Consider the following 14,938-nt stretch of genomic DNA (forward strand, 5'->3'; position numbering starts at 1 on the left):
AGACCGCAATCTGTGGATTGCGGTCTTTTTAGGTGCAAGATTGCTAGCTGAAATATGGTATAATAAAAGGTAATAGAGTTTTGGAAAGAGAGAGAAGATGATTTCAAAGAGATTAGAATTGGTGGCGTCCTTTGTACCGCAAGGTGCCATTTTACTAGATGTGGGGAGTGACCATGCTTATCTGCCAATCGAGTTGGTAGAGAGAGGCCAAATCAAAAGTGCCATTGCAGGTGAGGTGGTGGAAGGTCCCTACCAGTCTACGATTAAAAATATTGAGGCTCACGGTCTAAAGGAGAAAATCCAAGTTCGTTTAGCCAATGGCTTAGCGGCATTTGAAGAGACTGACCAAGTATCGGTTATCACCATTGCTGGTATGGGTGGCCGTTTGATTGCGACCATATTGGAAGAAGGATTGGATAAACTTGCGAGTGTAGAACGTTTAATCCTCCAACCCAATAATCGTGAAGACGACTTGCGCATCTGGCTACAGGGCAACGATTTTCAGATTGTGGCAGAAAGCATCTTAGAAGAAGCTGGCAAGTTTTATGAAATTCTAGTTGTGGAAGCAGGACAAATGAAGCTATCAGCCAGTGATGTTCGCTTTGGACCTTTCTTGTCCAAAGAAATCAGCCCAGTCTTCGTTCAAAAGTGGCAAAAAGAAGTAGCTAAGTTAGAGGTTGCTCTTGACAAAATCCCAGAGAAAAATAGAGAAGAACGTCAAGTTCTTGTAGATAAAATTCAAGCCATCAAGGAGGTACTCCATGCTAGCAAGTGAAGTGATTAAACGTTATGAAGCCTTTTGTCCTCAGGAATTTTCCATGGAGGGAGACAGTCGTGGCCTGCAAATCGGTACTTTAGACAAGGATATCCAAAGGGTCATGGTTGCCCTTGATATTCGTGAAGACACGGTGGCAGAGGCTATTGAAAAGGGTGTGGATTTGATTATCGTTAAGCACGCGCCAATTTTCCGTCCGATTAAGGATTTGGTAGCCAGCCGTCCACAAAATCAGATTTACATTGATTTGATTAAGCATGACATTGCCGTTTATGTCAGTCACACCAATATTGACATCGTTGAGAATGGTCTCAATGACTGGTTCTGCCAGATGCTAGGCATTGAGGAGACGACTTATCTCCAGGAAACAGGCCCAGAACGTGGGATTGGGCGTATTGGTGACATTCAACCACAGACTTTTGGAGCATTTGCTCAGCATGTCAAGCAAGTCTTTGGTCTTGATAGTCTTCGCATGGTGCATTATCAAGAGAGTGATTTGAAGAAGCCTATTTCAAGAGTGGCCATCTGTGGTGGCAGTGGGCAGTCTTTCTACTCTGATGCTTTAGCAAAGGGGGCAGATGTCTATATCACTGGTGATATTTACTATCACACAGCCCAGGATATGCTTTCTGATGGCCTGTTGGCATTGGACCCAGGCCACTATATAGAAGTGCTTTTTGTGGAAAAAATCGCAGCACTTCTTACTCAATGGAAGGCAGAAAATAGCTGGTCTATTGATATCTTACCTAGCCAAGCATCAACCAATCCTTTCCACCATATCTAGTTAGAAGGTGAAGACAATGAAAAAAGTTGCCATTATTGGAGCAGGGATTGTGGGGGCAACAGCTGCCTACTACCTCGCGAAAGAAAGCGACCTAGAGATAACTGTTTTTGACCATGGTCAGGGTCAGGCAACCAAGGCTGCAGCGGGAATTATCAGTCCTTGGTTTTCCAAACGCCGCAATAAAGCTTGGTACAAGATGGCACGCTTGGGGGCTGACTTTTATGTTGATTTGTTGGCTGATTTAGAGAAGTCTGGTCAGGAAATTGACTTTTATCAGCGTTCGGGAGTTTTTCTCTTAAAAAAGGATGAATACAAGTTGGAAGAATTCTATGAACTAGCCCTCCAGCGTAGGGAAGAATCTCCCTTGATAGGTCAGTTAGCTATCATGGACCAAGCCTCAGCTAATGAATTATTCCCTGGTTTGCAGGGATTTGAACGCCTGCTCTATGCTTCTGGTGGAGCGAGAGTAGATGGCCAACTCTTAGTGACTTGTCTGCTAGAAGCCAGTCAAGTCAAGCTGGTCAAAGAAAAAGTGAGTCTGACACCTTTAGCATCCGGCTATCAGATTGGCGAAGAGGTATTTGATCAGGTTATTCTAGCGACGGGAGCTTGGTTGGGAGACATTTTGGAGCCTTTAGGATATGAGGTAGATGTTCGTCCCCAAAAGGGGCAACTACGAGATTATCAACTTGCCCAAGATATGGAATCTTACCCTGTTGTCATGCCAGAAGGGGAGTGGGATTTGATCCCTTTTGCAGGTGGGAAATTGTCCTTAGGAGCTACTCATGAAAATGATATGGGATTTGATTTGACGGTAGATGAAACCTTGCTTCAACAAATGGAGGAGGCAGCCTTACCTCACTATCCAGCCTTGGCAGAAGCGAAATCATCAGGTGAGCGTGTGGGAATTCGTGCCTACACCAGTGATTTTTCACCTTTCTTTGGGCAAGTACCTGGCTTAGCAGGTGTCTATGCGGCTAGTGGTCTAGGTTCATCAGGCCTCACAACGGGTCCTATCATTGGTTACCATTTAGCTCAACTGATCCAAGACAAGGAATTGACCTTGGACCCAGTAAACTATCCAATTGCAAACTATGTCAAACGAGTAAAAAGTGAATAAGATTTTACTGAAATTTTAGCAGGTAGTTTAGGATGTCAAATGACATTCCCTATCAAAAATGATAAAATAAGAAAAAATAATCTGAGAATCGAGGAAAAAAGATGCAAGAAAAGATTTTGGTAACGGGTGGTGCTGGATTTATCGGAACTCACACTGTTATTGAGTTAATCCAAGCAGGTCATCAAGTTGTTGTGGTGGATAATCTCGTCAACAGCAATCGTAAAAGTATAGAAGTTGTTGAAAGAATCACAGGAGTTGAGGTGCCGTTCTATGAGGCAGATATCCGTGACACAGATACCCTTAGAGATATTTTCAAGCAGGAAGAACCGACTGGTGTGATTCACTTTGCTGGTTTGAAGGCTGTTGGCGAATCAACACGTATCCCTCTTGCCTACTATGACAACAATATCGCAGGAACTGTCAGCCTTCTAAAAGCCATGGAAGAAAATAACTGTAAGAACATCATCTTCAGTTCTTCTGCGACAGTTTACGGAGACCCTCATACAGTTCCAATCTTAGAAGATTTCCCACTTTCAGTGACCAACCCGTATGGCCGTACTAAGCTCATGCTAGAGGAAATTTTGACGGATATCTACAAGGCAGACTCAGAATGGAATGTGGTCTTGCTTCGTTACTTTAATCCAATCGGAGCGCATGAAAGTGGAGACTTGGGAGAAAATCCAAACGGAATTCCAAACAATCTCTTGCCTTATGTTTCACAAGTAGCAGTGGGCAAACTAGAGCAAGTGCAAGTATTTGGAGATGATTACGATACAGAAGATGGAACCGGGGTTCGTGACTATATCCATGTCGTAGACCTAGCCAAAGGTCACGTTGCAGCTCTTAAAAAACTCCAAAAAGGTTCAGGTCTTAATATTTATAACCTTGGAACAGGTAAAGGTTACTCTGTTCTTGAAATTATCCAAAACATGGAAAAAGCGGTGGGACGTCCTATTCCTTACCGCATCGTAGAACGTCGCCCAGGTGATATCGCTGCCTGCTACTCAGACCCAGCAAAAGCCAAAGCCGAACTTGGATGGGAAGCAGAACTCGATATTACTCAAATGTGTGAAGACGCATGGCGTTGGCAAAGCAAGCATCCAAATGGATTTGAAGACTAAGATGATGATTTCAATCATTGTCCCATGTCTAAACGAAGAGGAAGTACTTCCTCTTTTTTATCAGTCTGTTGAAGCACTCCTTCCAGAATTGGGGGCAGAGATCGAGTATGTCTTTGTGGATGATGGTTCAAGCGATGGCACTTTGGAGCTTTTGAAGGCCTATCGGGTGCAAAATCCTGCGGTACATTATATTTCTTTCTCACGAAATTTTGGGAAAGAAGCGGCTCTGTATGCAGGCTTGCAGCATGCAACTGGAGACTTGGTGGTCGTGATGGATGCAGACCTTCAGGATCCTCCTAGTATGCTACTTGAGATGAAAGACTTACTAGACCAAAATGCAGACTTGGACTGTGTTGGGACACGGAGAACTAGTCGGGAGGGAGAACCCTTTTTCCGCAGTTTCTGTGCGAACCTCTTTTACCGCCTCATGCAAAAAATTAGCCCAGTGGCTCTACCCTCAGGTGTCCGTGATTTTCGCATGATGAGACGGTCTGTGGTAGATGCTATTTTAACACTGACCGAATCCAATCGCTTTTCTAAGGGACTCTTTGCCTGGGTGGGTTTTAAAACGCACTATCTTGATTATCCAAACGTTGAACGACAGGCTGGCAAGACCAGTTGGAGTTTTAGACAACTCTTTTTCTACTCGATTGAAGGAATCCTTAACTTTTCAGATTTCCCCTTGAGTATAGCCTTTGTAGCGGGACTTCTATCTTGTTTTCTTTCTTTTGCGATGACAGTTTTTGTAGTGTTTCGGACTCTTATCTTGGGAAATCCGACATCTGGTTGGACATCTTTGATGGCTGTCATTCTCTTTCTTGGAGGGATTCAACTCCTGACAATTGGGATTCTCGGTAAGTATATCAGTAAGATTTACCTAGAAACCAAAAAAAGACCACTCTATCTCGTCAAAGAAAAAAGTGACCTTTCTCTTGTTGAAGGAAAAAAATAACCAAAAAAGACTATAATTTTACCTAGAAATATGCTAAACTAGTAAGTGTGGGAAAAATGAGAAAAAATCAATTATATTTATTCCCTGCTTCCTACGATGGATCTTTTAGAAGTGCACGTGTAGGACAATTTTTGATGGCCTCCAGAACATCGCTGGTCTCAGCGATTTCTCTTTGCAATTCAACTGGATCATCGTAAAATCGAACGATTCCATTATCATGGTAATCAAAGAGTTCAGAATAGGTTTGGCAAAGCCCGCAGGCGATGCACCGTTCAGGTATAAGTGTGACTTTCATATTTATATTGTAATAAGAAAATGTAAAAAAAACAAGGAGTAAGGTATGGAAAAAGAACCGTGGCAAGAAGATATTTACGAAAACAATGAGGAAGAAACAAGATCAGAGCGTCGACACCGGAAACAAAAAGGGAAAGGCGTAGTTGCCAATCGTGTCTTGACAGTTCTAGCTAGCCTCTTCTTTGTAATTGTTGTAGCGATGGTAGTTGTATTGATTTACCTATCAACTGGTGGAAGCAATCGTACATCATCTTTGAAGGACTTCTATGATGCATCGTCTCCTTCTACAAGTTCAAGTTCTAAAGTGGAAGAATCATCATCTTCAAGTAGCAAGGTAGAGGAAACAGCTTCTTCTGAATCAACACCTTCACAGAGCAGTTCGGAAGAACATACTACAGAGGGTGAAGGAACACTTACAGTACAGCCTGGAGAGGGAGAAGCAGCTCTTGCTCAACGTGCAGGGATTTCCATTGCCCAGCTAGAAGCCCTAAATCCTTCTCACATGTCATCTGGATCTTGGTTTGCCAACCCAGGTGATGTGATTAAGACAAGATAGGAGTCGGTCATGAAGACTATTCAAATTGCTATCGATGGTCCAGCTTCGAGTGGTAAGAGTACGGTCGCAAAGATTGTCGCTAAAGATTTTGGTTACACTTATCTGGATACAGGTGCTATGTACCGTGCTGCGACTTATATAGCGCTCAAGCATCAGTTGGATGCAGGAAATGTAGACCAACTTCTTGAGCTTCTTAACCAACACCCCATTAGTTTTGGTCGTTCAGAAACAGGTGAGCAACTTGTTTTTGTAGGGGATGTTGAGATTACTCATCCGATTCGTGAAAATGAAGTAACCAACAAGGTTTCAAGCATTGCTGCCATTCCAGAAGTACGTAAGAAACTGGTTTCGCTCCAGCAAGAGATTGCTCAGCAAGGTGGTATCGTCATGGATGGGCGTGATATCGGGACAGTTGTTTTACCACAAGCTGAACTCAAGATTTTCCTAGTGGCTTCTGTTGAAGAAAGAGCAGAGCGTCGTTACAAGGAAAATATTGCTAAAGGGATTGAGACTGACTTGGAAACGTTGAAAGAAGAGATTGCTGCGCGTGACTACAAGGATAGTCATCGTGAGACCTCGCCTCTCAAACAGGCTGAGGATGCAGTTTACCTTGACACAACTGGACTGAGTATCCAGGAAGTGGTCGAAAAAATCGAATCAGAAGCAAAAAAATATATGTCCTAGGGACGAGAGGAGCAGGCTAAATGAAGCCTGCTCCTTTTCTCTCTTTTGCGCGCGTTTCAAAACAGCCTTTTTGGGAGAATTTTGATAAAATAGTACTATCAATGAAAAGGATGAAAGCATGACAAAGAAAATTGTAGCGATATGGGCACAAGATCAAGAGGGTGTAATCGGGAAAGAGGATCGTTTACCTTGGCATTTGCCAGCAGAGTTAAAACATTTTAAAGAAACAACTTTAAATCATGCTATACTGATGGGACGAGTGACCTTTGATGGAATGGGACGTCGTCTGCTTCCCAAACGGCAAACCTTGATTTTGACACGAAACAGTGACGAAGTCGTGGATGGTGCGCTCGTGTTTCAAGATGTGAAGTCTGTTTTAACTTGGTATCAGAGTCAGGAAAAAAATCTCTATATCATTGGTGGAAAACAGATTTTTCAGGCTTTTGAGCCCTATTTAGATGAAATCATCGTGACACAGATTCATGCTCAGGTGGAGGGAGATACCTATTTCCCTGAGGAGTTTGACTTGTCTCGTTTTGAGACAGTAGCAAGCAAATCTTACACCCGAGATGAGAAAAACGACTATGATTTTACCATCCAATACCGAGATAGAAAGGAAGTCTAATGGAGCGCAGTATATTTGGATTTTTTACAGCTTTTTTGTGTGTGATCTGTATTTTGACTGGAGCACAGGCTTTTCGTAAGAAGCGCTATGGACTGTCTGCCTTACTCTGGTTGAATGCTTTTACCAATCTGGTCAACAGTGTCCACGCTTTTTATATGACCTTATTTTAGATAGAATGATAAATTAGAATGGAAGGAAATCATGCCTACAAATAGGAAAAATGATATGATGGTTTATTGCTCATTTTGTGGCAAAAGCCAAGAAGAAGTAAAGAAAATAATCGCTGGGAACAACGCCTTTATCTGTAATGAATGTGTGGAGTTGGCCCAGGAAATCATTCGGGAGGAGTTGGCCGAGGAAGTTTTGGCAGACTTGTCTGAAGTACCAAAACCAATCGAACTCCTCAATATCTTAAACCACTATGTGATTGGTCAAGATCGTGCCAAACGTGCCTTGGCAGTGGCTGTTTACAACCACTACAAACGCATCAATTTCCACGATACGCGTGAAGAGTCAGAAGATGTGGATTTGCAGAAGTCAAACATCTTGATGATTGGCCCAACTGGTTCTGGGAAAACTTTCTTGGCCCAGACCTTGGCTAAGAGCTTGAACGTACCTTTTGCTATTGCAGATGCAACAGCTCTGACTGAGGCTGGGTATGTGGGTGAGGACGTGGAAAATATCCTCCTCAAACTCTTGCAGGCTGCTGACTTTAACATCGAACGTGCAGAACGTGGGATTATCTACGTGGATGAAATTGACAAGATTGCCAAGAAGAGCGAGAATGTGTCTATCACACGTGATGTTTCGGGTGAAGGAGTGCAACAAGCCCTTCTCAAGATTATCGAGGGAACTGTAGCTAGCGTGCCGCCTCAAGGTGGACGCAAACATCCACAACAAGAGATGATTCAGGTGGATACTAAAAATATCCTCTTCATCGTGGGTGGTGCTTTTGATGGCATCGAAGAAATCGTTAAACAACGTCTAGGTGAAAAAGTTATCGGATTTGGTCAAAGTAACAAGGCAATTGACGAAAATAGCTCCTACATGCAAGAAATTATCGCTGAAGATATTCAAAAATTCGGTATTATTCCTGAGTTGATTGGACGCTTGCCTGTCTTTGCAGCTCTTGAGCAATTGACGGTCGATGACTTGGTTCGCATCTTGAAAGAACCAAGAAATGCCTTGGTCAAACAATACCAAACCTTGCTTTCTTATGACGATGTAGAGTTGGAATTTGACGATGAAGCTCTTCAGGAAATCGCCAATAAGGCTATCGAACGCAAAACTGGTGCGCGTGGTCTTCGCTCCATCATCGAAGAAACCATGCTAGATGTTATGTTTGAAGTGCCAAGTCAGGAAAATGTGAAATTGGTTCGCATCACAAAAGAAGCTGTCGATGGAACGGAAAAACCTATCCTAGAAACAGCCTAGAGGTGACTATGGAAATCAATACACACAATGCTGAAATCTTGCTCAGTGCGGCAAACAAGTCCCACTATCCGCAGGATGACCTGCCAGAGATTGCCCTTGCAGGGCGTTCAAATGTTGGCAAGTCTAGCTTTATCAACACCATGCTGAACCGCAAGAATCTTGCTCGTACATCGGGGAAACCTGGAAAAACCCAGCTACTCAACTTCTTTAACATTGATGACAAGATGCGCTTTGTGGATGTACCAGGTTATGGTTATGCCCGCGTTTCAAAAAAGGAACGTGAAAAGTGGGGGCGCATGATTGAGGAATATCTGACCACTCGGGAAAATCTCCGTGCCGTGGTCAGTCTGGTGGATCTCCGCCACGACCCGTCAGCAGATGATGTGCAGATGTACGAATTTCTTAAGTATTATGAGATTCCGGTTATCATCGTTGCGACCAAGGCGGACAAGATTCCTCGTGGTAAGTGGAACAAGCACGAATCAGCAATCAAAAAGAAATTAAACTTTGACCCAAGTGACGACTTCATTCTCTTTTCGTCTGTCAGCAAGGCAGGGATGGATCAGGCTTGGGATGCAATATTAGAAAAATTGTGAGAGAAAGAAATGGCAAAAACAATTCATACAGACAAAGCTCCAAAAGCAATCGGACCTTATGTTCAAGGAAAAATCGTTGGTAATCTTTTATTTGCTAGCGGTCAAGTTCCCCTATCTCCTGAAACTGGTGAAATTGTAGGAGAAACTATACAAGAACAGACAGAACAAGTCTTGAAAAGTATCGGTGCTATTTTGGCTGAAGCAGGAACAGACTTTGATCATGTTGTTAAAACAACTTGCTTCTTGAGCGATATGAATGACTTTGTTCCTTTTAACGAGGTATACCAGACTGCCTTTAAAGAGGAATTTCCAGCTCGTTCAGCTGTAGAGGTTGCACGTCTTCCTCGTGATGTAAAAGTCGAAATTGAAGTGATCGCAGAGATTGGATAAGCTAGTTGAAGTTTGGCTCTGCCAAACTTTTTTGATATAAGGAGAGATAGATGACAAAGAAACAACTTCACCTGGTGATTGTGACAGGGATGAGTGGCGCAGGGAAAACGGTAGCTATTCAGTCCTTCGAGGATTTGGGATATTTCACTATTGACAATATGCCACCAGCCCTCTTGCCAAAGTTTTTACAGTTGGTTGAAACTAAAGATGATGACCACAAACTGGCCTTGGTAGTCGATATGCGGAGCCGTTCCTTCTTTTCAGAGATTCAGGCTGTTCTGGATGAATTGGAAAACCAAGATGATTTGGACTTCAAAATTCTCTTTTTAGACGCAGCAGATAAGGAATTGGTGGCTCGCTATAAGGAAACCAGACGGAGTCACCCTCTAGCAGCAGATGGTCGAATTTTAGATGGCATCAAGCTAGAACGCGAACTTCTGGCACCTTTGAAAAACATGAGCCAAAATGTGGTGGATACGACAGAACTAACTCCGCGTGAACTACGTAAAACCATTGCTGAGCAATTTTCGGACCAAGAACAGGCCCAGTCTTTCCGTATCGAGGTCATGTCTTTTGGATTCAAGTATGGTATCCCGATTGATGCAGACTTGGTCTTTGATGTCCGTTTCTTGCCAAATCCCTATTATCTACCTGAACTCCGTAATCAGACAGGTGAGGATCAAGCAGTTTATGACTATGTGATGAATCATGAAGAGTCTGAAAGTTTCTATCAGCACTTGTTAGCTTTGATTGAACCCATTTTGCCAAGTTACAAAAAAGAAGGCAAGTCTGTTTTAACTATTGCAGTAGGATGTACAGGTGGACAACACCGTAGTGTCGCCTTTGCCAAACGAATTGCTGAGGACCTTGCTAAAAACTGGCCTGTCAATGAAAGCCATCGTGACAAAGACAGAAGAAAGGAAACGGTAAACCGTTCATGAGAAAACCAAAGATAACGGTGATTGGTGGAGGAACAGGTATCCCCGTCATTTTGAAAAGCTTGCGAGAAAAGGATGTTGATATCGCAGCCATCGTAACGGTAGCTGATGATGGTGGCTCTTCTGGTGAACTAAGAAAGAATATCCAACAGCTGACACCACCAGGAGATCTTCGCAATGTCCTGGTAGCCATGTCGGATATGCCTAAATTTTATGAGAAGGTTTTTCAGTACCGCTTTTCAGAAGAGGCTGGTGCTTTTGCAGGTCATCCTCTAGGAAATATCATTATAGCAGGGCTCTCTGAAATGCAAGGATCTACCTACAATGCTATGCAATTACTCAGTAAGTTCTTTCATACAACAGGAAAAATCTACCCTTCAAGCGATCAGCCTTTGACACTGCATGCAGTCTTTAAAGACGGTTCTGAGGTGGCAGGTGAGAGCCATATTGCAGATCATCCAGGCATGATCGACCATGTCTATGTGACCAATACCTTGGATGATGAAACACCACAAGCCAGCCGTCGAGTAGTCAATACCATTCTCGAGAGTGACATGATCGTCTTGGGGCCTGGTTCCCTCTTTACATCGATTTTGCCCAATATTGTCATCGAGGAGATTGGGCAGGCTCTCCTGGAGACTAAGGCGGAAATCGCCTATGTCTGCAATATCATGACCCAACGTGGGGAAACAGAGCACTTTTCAGACAGTGACCATGTGGAAGTTCTCCATCGACACTTAGGTCGGCCTTTTATTGATACGGTCTTGGTCAATATCGAAAAGGTTCCTAGAGAATACATGGATACCAACCGTTTCGATGAGTATTTGGTTCAGGTAGAGCATGATTTTGCTGGTCTTTGCAAGCAGGTTCCTCGTGTGATTTCATCCAACTTCCTTCGTTTGGAAAATGGAGGAGCCTTCCATGATGGCGATTTGATTGTAGATGAATTGATGCGCATTATACAGGTGAGGAAATGAGTTTCACAGTTGCAGTAAAAGAGGAAATTCTTGGTCAACACCATCTCAGTCGTCATGAATTGTCTGCCATCATCAAGATGTCTGGCAGTATCGGGCTATCTAGTTCGGGCTTGACCTTGTCCGTCGTGACCGAAAATGCCAAGTTAGCTCGTCACCTTTATGAGTCCTTTCTCCATTTTTATGAGATTAAGTCTGAGATTCGACACCATCAGAGAAGCAATCTTCGTAAGAACCGTGTCTACACGGTCTATACCGATGAGAGGGTGCAGGAGCTTTTAGCTGATTTGCGGCTTGCGGATTCTTTCTTTGGTTTGGAGACAGGCATTGATCCTGATATTTTAGCAGATGAAGAAGCTGGACGTGCTTACTTATGTGGTGCCTTTCTGGCAAATGGCAGCATCCAAGATCCTGAGTCTGGCAAGTACCAGTTGGAGATTAGTTCCGTTTATATGGACCATGCCCAAGGATTGGTCTCCCTCCTTCAGCAGTTTTTGCTGGATGCCAAGGTCATTGAGCGCAAGAAAGGTGCGGTTACCTATCTCCAGCGGGCAGAAGACATCATGGATTTCTTGATTGTGATTGGGGCCATGCAGGCGCGTGATAATTTTGAGCGCGTCAAGATTTTGCGTGAAACCCGTAACGATCTCAATCGGGCCAATAATGCTGAAACAGCCAATATCGCTCGAACGGTTTCTGCTAGTATGAAGACCATCAATAATATCAGTAAAATCAAAGATAGAATGGGTTTGGAAAATTTACCAGTGGATTTGCAGGAGGTAGCTCAGTTGCGAATCCAGCACCCAGACTATTCTATCCAGCAGTTGGCAGATAGCCTGAGCAATCCCTTGACCAAAAGTGGCGTCAACCACAGACTCAGAAAAATAAACAAGATAGCAGATGAATTATAAAACCACGAATCAGTTGATCCGTGGTTCTTTTCTTATAAACTGGTTGAGTGTTTGGGTTGTACTTTTTGGTCAGGGTCGATGTAGTTAATGGCATTGTTAACAGCTGTTGGAGCTTCACCCAGTCCTGTCGCGATCAAATCAATCTTACCTTCATAGTAGCAACAGTCCCCAATGGCATAGATACCTGCTTGGCTGGATTCTTGCTTGCTGTTGACAATAATCTTGTGGCGGTTGAGGTCCAGACCCCAATTTTTAAGATTGCCGACAGATGATTTGAAACCATAGTTGACAAAGAGGTGGTCTACCTCAATAGTTTCAGTTTCATCTGATTTGACTTTGGTGATTTCTAGTTTATCGAGTGTTTTTCCATCTCCGAGGAGTTGGCTAGGAACGAACGGTGTCTTAATGGTTACAGATGATTCTTGTAGAGCTTGCACACTGTGTTCCAAGGCGCGGAAGTTATCTCGACGGTGAACAAGTGTAGTTGGCGCAATTTTTTCAAAAGCTAGAGCCCAGTCCACTGCTGAGTCCCCACCACCTAGAATGGTTACTTTCTTACCTGCGTATTGTTGAATGTTGGACACGTGGTAGTGGATATTTTCATAGTCCTCAACACCCTCTAATTCAAGCGGTCGTGGTTTAAAGGCGCCACCCCCCATGGCAATGATAACTGTTTTAGTCAGGTGACTACCTTTAGAGGTTGTAATGGCAAAGCCTTGATCTTGTTTTTCAATCTCAAGAACAGTTTCATTGAGATGAACAGGTGTTTCAAAGCCGTTTAGCTGTTCAATCAAGCGATTGGTCAACTCTTCTCCAGTTAAGTTTGGAAAACCTGGCACATCAAGGATTTGCTTCTCAGGGTAGAGGATGGCTGGTTGACCACCGAGCTGGGGAAGAGAGTCGATGATTTGGACTTTGGCTTGGCGTAGGTGGGCGTAAAAGGCAGCAAAGAGCCCGACAGGACCGCCACCTACAATGGTAATATCATAGAGTTGAGACATGATTTCTCCTTCGTTTTTTCTAGTCAGTTTATTTTATCATATTTTTAATCAAATTAAAATGAAGTAGGATAGGGAAAAAATTGTTAGAAAATGGTATAATAGGGCGGAACGTGTTTTGATAGGGAGGGAACTAGGGATGAATTTTCAGCAATTTTCCAACTTGCAATACTGGACGAGTTTGTTATCAAGCCCTTGGAGTATCGTCATCAATCTGATTGATATTCTGATTGTGACTTATATTTTGTATCATTTTACAAAGGCCATTGCAGGTACTAAAATCATGATCTTGGTGCGGGGAGTTTTGGTCTTCATTCTAGCTCAAATTCTCTCCAATATGATTGGTTTAACGACCATATCATGGTTGATCAATCAGATCATCACCTACGGGGTCATTGCAGCAGTGGTCATCTTTTCACCAGAGATTCGGACAGGTCTAGAGCGGTTGGGTCGGGCAACGGATTTCTTTTCCAATGCTCCGATTAGTGCAGAGGAGCAGATGATTCGTGCCTTTGTCAAATCAGTCGAATACATGAGTCCGCGTAAAATTGGTGCGCTGGTAGCAGTGCAGCGAGTGAGAACCTTACAGGAATACATATCGACGGGGATTCCCTTAGATGCCAAGATTTCAGCTGAATTGCTCATCAATATTTTTATTCCTAACACTCCCTTACACGACGGAGCGGTCATTATCCGAGAAGATCGGATTGCTGTTACTTCAGCCTACTTGCCACTAACTGAAAATACAGAGATTTCCAAGGAGTTTGGAACGCGTCACAGGGCGGCGATTGGTTTGTCGGAAGTGTCAGATGCTCTTACCTTTGTGGTTTCAGAGGAAACAGGTGGAATCTCAATTACTTATAATGGAGTCTTTAAGCACGATTTGACCTTGGACGAGTTTGAATCTGAATTGAGAAGAATCTTGCTTCCAACATCAGAGGAAAAACAAGGTCTGAAAGAGCGCTTGCTAGGAGGGTTGAAACATGAGAAAGAATAGTCTTTATATCATTTCTTCCTTCTTTTTCGCTTGCATCCTTTTTATCTATGCGACTTCAACAAACTATCAGAATAGCAATAGCGCCAGACAGGTGCGGACGGAAACCTATACCAATACGGTACTCAATGTACCAATTGATATCCACTATGACAGTGAACAGTACTTTATTAGCGGCTTCACATCAGAAGTAACAGTTTTCTTGACAGGTTCCAATCGAGTTGCTTTGGCAAGCGAAATGCAGGAAAGTACGCGCAAATTCAAGGTGACAGCTGACTTAACCAATGCCAGTGTAGGGACCATCGAAGTTCCTCTAAACATAGAAAATCTACCAAGTGGTTTGACCGCTGTTGCGACACCACAAAAGATAACAGTGAAGGTCGGTAAAAAAGCAAAACGAGACAATGTAATCGTTGTCCCAGAGATTGATCCTAGCCAGATTGATTCTCGTGTGAAAATCGATACAGTTACTGTGTCAGATGAAAAAGTAACGGTTATTAGTGATGAGGAAACCCTCTCCAAAGTAGATCGTGTCATTGCCATCTTACCGACGAGTGAACGGATAACAGGTAACTACTCGGCTTCTGTTCCTCTACAAGCAGTTGATAAAAATGGAAATGTCTTGCCAAGCGTCATTATGCCATTTGACACGACTATGAAAATTACAACAAAAACAGCAGCGTCTGGTTCGAGTAACTCGTCAACAAGTTCCTCAGAGGGCAGTTCGTCTTCAACGAGTTCAGAAACGAAATCAGATTCGTCTAAACAATAATAAATAATAGAAAAGGATGA

At 43.2% G+C, this 14,938-nt stretch carries 18 protein-coding genes and 1 pseudogene; 17 read left to right on the plus strand and 2 right to left on the minus strand.

Going from position 1 to position 14,938, the window contains the following annotated elements; genetic code table 11:
• Positions 1-97 precede the first annotated feature (97 nt).
• The 5 genes and pseudogenes from HMPREF0850_RS07115 to HMPREF0850_RS07135 all read left to right on the plus strand — a co-directional run bounded on the left by HMPREF0850_RS07115 (position 98) and on the right by HMPREF0850_RS07135 (position 4,768).
• Entirely contained in the window at positions 98-775 is a 678-nt protein-coding gene (locus tag HMPREF0850_RS07115) for a tRNA (adenine(22)-N(1))-methyltransferase (RefSeq protein ID WP_000624074.1), read from the plus strand.
• A complete protein-coding gene (locus HMPREF0850_RS07120) occupies positions 762-1,559 on the plus strand; it encodes a Nif3-like dinuclear metal center hexameric protein (protein ID WP_000881135.1) in 798 nt (265 codons plus the stop codon). Before HMPREF0850_RS07115 ends, HMPREF0850_RS07120 begins: the two co-directional genes overlap by 14 nt.
• 16 nt (positions 1,560-1,575) lie before the next feature.
• Complete coding sequence (locus tag HMPREF0850_RS07125) at positions 1,576-2,679, plus strand: NAD(P)/FAD-dependent oxidoreductase (protein ID WP_000754619.1); 1,104 nt, start codon at positions 1,576-1,578, stop codon at positions 2,677-2,679.
• A gap of 101 nt (positions 2,680-2,780) precedes the next feature.
• Positions 2,781-3,800: a UDP-glucose 4-epimerase GalE gene (gene galE, locus HMPREF0850_RS07130; RefSeq protein ID WP_001156517.1), complete on the plus strand. Its 1,020-nt coding sequence runs from the start codon at positions 2,781-2,783 to the stop codon at positions 3,798-3,800.
• Positions 3,784-4,768 (plus strand): annotated as a pseudogene (locus HMPREF0850_RS07135) (glycosyltransferase family 2 protein). The gene galE and the pseudogene HMPREF0850_RS07135 overlap by 17 nt, the downstream one beginning before the upstream one ends.
• A 75-nt stretch (positions 4,769-4,843) precedes the next feature.
• Here HMPREF0850_RS07135 and HMPREF0850_RS12790 read toward each other — a convergent pair.
• Positions 4,844-5,047: a ferredoxin gene (locus HMPREF0850_RS12790; RefSeq protein WP_002874767.1), complete on the minus strand. Its 204-nt coding sequence runs from the start codon at positions 5,045-5,047 to the stop codon at positions 4,844-4,846.
• A 45-nt stretch (positions 5,048-5,092) separates the two neighbouring features.
• Between HMPREF0850_RS12790 and HMPREF0850_RS07140 the strand changes: the two genes are divergently transcribed.
• The 10 genes from HMPREF0850_RS07140 to whiA all read left to right on the plus strand — a co-directional run bounded on the left by HMPREF0850_RS07140 (position 5,093) and on the right by whiA (position 12,154).
• Positions 5,093-5,602: an SAG1386/EF1546 family surface-associated protein gene (locus HMPREF0850_RS07140; protein WP_000410192.1), complete on the plus strand. Its 510-nt coding sequence runs from the start codon at positions 5,093-5,095 to the stop codon at positions 5,600-5,602.
• Positions 5,603-5,611: 9 nt separating this feature from the next.
• Positions 5,612-6,286, plus strand: coding sequence for a (d)CMP kinase (gene cmk / locus HMPREF0850_RS07145; protein ID WP_000849410.1), 675 nt, complete (start codon positions 5,612-5,614; stop codon positions 6,284-6,286).
• 118 nt (positions 6,287-6,404) lie between these two features.
• Positions 6,405-6,911, plus strand: a complete 507-nt coding sequence (locus HMPREF0850_RS07150) for a dihydrofolate reductase (protein ID WP_000162504.1) — start codon at positions 6,405-6,407, stop codon at positions 6,909-6,911.
• Positions 6,911-7,081 (plus strand): hypothetical protein, encoded by a 171-nt coding sequence (locus HMPREF0850_RS07155; RefSeq protein WP_000442252.1) that lies wholly within the window; start codon positions 6,911-6,913, stop codon positions 7,079-7,081. The genes HMPREF0850_RS07150 and HMPREF0850_RS07155 overlap by 1 nt, the downstream gene beginning before the upstream one ends.
• Before the next feature lie 31 nt (positions 7,082-7,112).
• A complete protein-coding gene (gene clpX / locus HMPREF0850_RS07160) occupies positions 7,113-8,345 on the plus strand; it encodes an ATP-dependent Clp protease ATP-binding subunit ClpX (RefSeq protein WP_009013928.1) in 1,233 nt (410 codons plus the stop codon).
• 8 nt (positions 8,346-8,353) lie between these two features.
• A complete protein-coding gene (gene yihA / locus HMPREF0850_RS07165; RefSeq protein WP_000405196.1) occupies positions 8,354-8,941 on the plus strand; it encodes a ribosome biogenesis GTP-binding protein YihA/YsxC in 588 nt (195 codons plus the stop codon).
• 9 nt (positions 8,942-8,950) lie between these two features.
• The gene (locus HMPREF0850_RS07170; RefSeq protein ID WP_001140427.1) at positions 8,951-9,331 is read left to right on the plus strand and encodes a RidA family protein; all 381 of its coding nucleotides are present in this window, start codon (positions 8,951-8,953) and stop codon (positions 9,329-9,331) included.
• Between the two features lie 50 nt (positions 9,332-9,381).
• Positions 9,382-10,272 (plus strand): RNase adapter RapZ, encoded by an 891-nt coding sequence (gene rapZ / locus HMPREF0850_RS07175; protein WP_000163039.1) that lies wholly within the window; start codon positions 9,382-9,384, stop codon positions 10,270-10,272.
• The gene (locus HMPREF0850_RS07180; protein ID WP_001231058.1) at positions 10,269-11,246 is read left to right on the plus strand and encodes a YvcK family protein; all 978 of its coding nucleotides are present in this window, start codon (positions 10,269-10,271) and stop codon (positions 11,244-11,246) included. Before rapZ ends, HMPREF0850_RS07180 begins: the two co-directional genes overlap by 4 nt.
• Positions 11,243-12,154 carry a DNA-binding protein WhiA gene (gene whiA / locus HMPREF0850_RS07185; RefSeq protein WP_000011264.1) on the plus strand — a complete coding sequence of 304 codons (912 nt, stop codon included), beginning with the start codon at positions 11,243-11,245 and terminating at the stop codon, positions 12,152-12,154. The genes HMPREF0850_RS07180 and whiA overlap by 4 nt, the downstream gene beginning before the upstream one ends.
• Before the next feature lie 32 nt (positions 12,155-12,186).
• Here whiA and HMPREF0850_RS07190 read toward each other — a convergent pair whose 3' ends face one another.
• Positions 12,187-13,155 carry an NAD(P)/FAD-dependent oxidoreductase gene (locus HMPREF0850_RS07190; protein ID WP_000081029.1) on the minus strand — a complete coding sequence of 323 codons (969 nt, stop codon included), beginning with the start codon at positions 13,153-13,155 and terminating at the stop codon, positions 12,187-12,189.
• 136 nt (positions 13,156-13,291) lie between these two features.
• Here HMPREF0850_RS07190 and cdaA point away from each other — a divergent pair, with 136 nt between their 5' ends.
• Positions 13,292-14,149 carry a diadenylate cyclase CdaA gene (gene cdaA / locus HMPREF0850_RS07200; protein WP_001010981.1) on the plus strand — a complete coding sequence of 286 codons (858 nt, stop codon included), beginning with the start codon at positions 13,292-13,294 and terminating at the stop codon, positions 14,147-14,149.
• Positions 14,136-14,918: a CdaR family protein gene (locus tag HMPREF0850_RS07205; RefSeq protein WP_001230928.1), complete on the plus strand. Its 783-nt coding sequence runs from the start codon at positions 14,136-14,138 to the stop codon at positions 14,916-14,918. Before cdaA ends, HMPREF0850_RS07205 begins: the two co-directional genes overlap by 14 nt.
• Positions 14,919-14,938 lie beyond the last annotated feature (20 nt).

This window comes from Streptococcus sp. M143 (assembly GCF_000162495.1).
Taxonomy (GTDB): Bacteria; Bacillota; Bacilli; order Lactobacillales; family Streptococcaceae; genus Streptococcus; species Streptococcus dentisani.

Coding starts and splice junctions, on each gene's coding strand:
- HMPREF0850_RS12790 (WP_002874767.1), bottom strand. CDS start 5,047: ATGAAAGTCACACTTATACCTGAACGGTGCATCGCCTGCGGGCTTTGC.
- HMPREF0850_RS07115 (WP_000624074.1), top strand. CDS start 98: ATGATTTCAAAGAGATTAGAATTGGTGGCGTCCTTTGTACCGCAAGGT.
- HMPREF0850_RS07150 (WP_000162504.1), top strand. CDS start 6,405: ATGACAAAGAAAATTGTAGCGATATGGGCACAAGATCAAGAGGGTGTA.
- cdaA (WP_001010981.1), top strand. CDS start 13,292: ATGAATTTTCAGCAATTTTCCAACTTGCAATACTGGACGAGTTTGTTA.
- HMPREF0850_RS07205 (WP_001230928.1), top strand. CDS start 14,136: ATGAGAAAGAATAGTCTTTATATCATTTCTTCCTTCTTTTTCGCTTGC.
- HMPREF0850_RS07120 (WP_000881135.1), top strand. CDS start 762: ATGCTAGCAAGTGAAGTGATTAAACGTTATGAAGCCTTTTGTCCTCAG.
- whiA (WP_000011264.1), top strand. CDS start 11,243: ATGAGTTTCACAGTTGCAGTAAAAGAGGAAATTCTTGGTCAACACCAT.
- galE (WP_001156517.1), top strand. CDS start 2,781: ATGCAAGAAAAGATTTTGGTAACGGGTGGTGCTGGATTTATCGGAACT.
- HMPREF0850_RS07170 (WP_001140427.1), top strand. CDS start 8,951: ATGGCAAAAACAATTCATACAGACAAAGCTCCAAAAGCAATCGGACCT.
- HMPREF0850_RS07140 (WP_000410192.1), top strand. CDS start 5,093: ATGGAAAAAGAACCGTGGCAAGAAGATATTTACGAAAACAATGAGGAA.
- rapZ (WP_000163039.1), top strand. CDS start 9,382: ATGACAAAGAAACAACTTCACCTGGTGATTGTGACAGGGATGAGTGGC.
- HMPREF0850_RS07155 (WP_000442252.1), top strand. CDS start 6,911: ATGGAGCGCAGTATATTTGGATTTTTTACAGCTTTTTTGTGTGTGATC.
- cmk (WP_000849410.1), top strand. CDS start 5,612: ATGAAGACTATTCAAATTGCTATCGATGGTCCAGCTTCGAGTGGTAAG.
- HMPREF0850_RS07180 (WP_001231058.1), top strand. CDS start 10,269: ATGAGAAAACCAAAGATAACGGTGATTGGTGGAGGAACAGGTATCCCC.
- clpX (WP_009013928.1), top strand. CDS start 7,113: ATGCCTACAAATAGGAAAAATGATATGATGGTTTATTGCTCATTTTGT.
- HMPREF0850_RS07125 (WP_000754619.1), top strand. CDS start 1,576: ATGAAAAAAGTTGCCATTATTGGAGCAGGGATTGTGGGGGCAACAGCT.
- yihA (WP_000405196.1), top strand. CDS start 8,354: ATGGAAATCAATACACACAATGCTGAAATCTTGCTCAGTGCGGCAAAC.
- HMPREF0850_RS07190 (WP_000081029.1), bottom strand. CDS start 13,155: ATGTCTCAACTCTATGATATTACCATTGTAGGTGGCGGTCCTGTCGGG.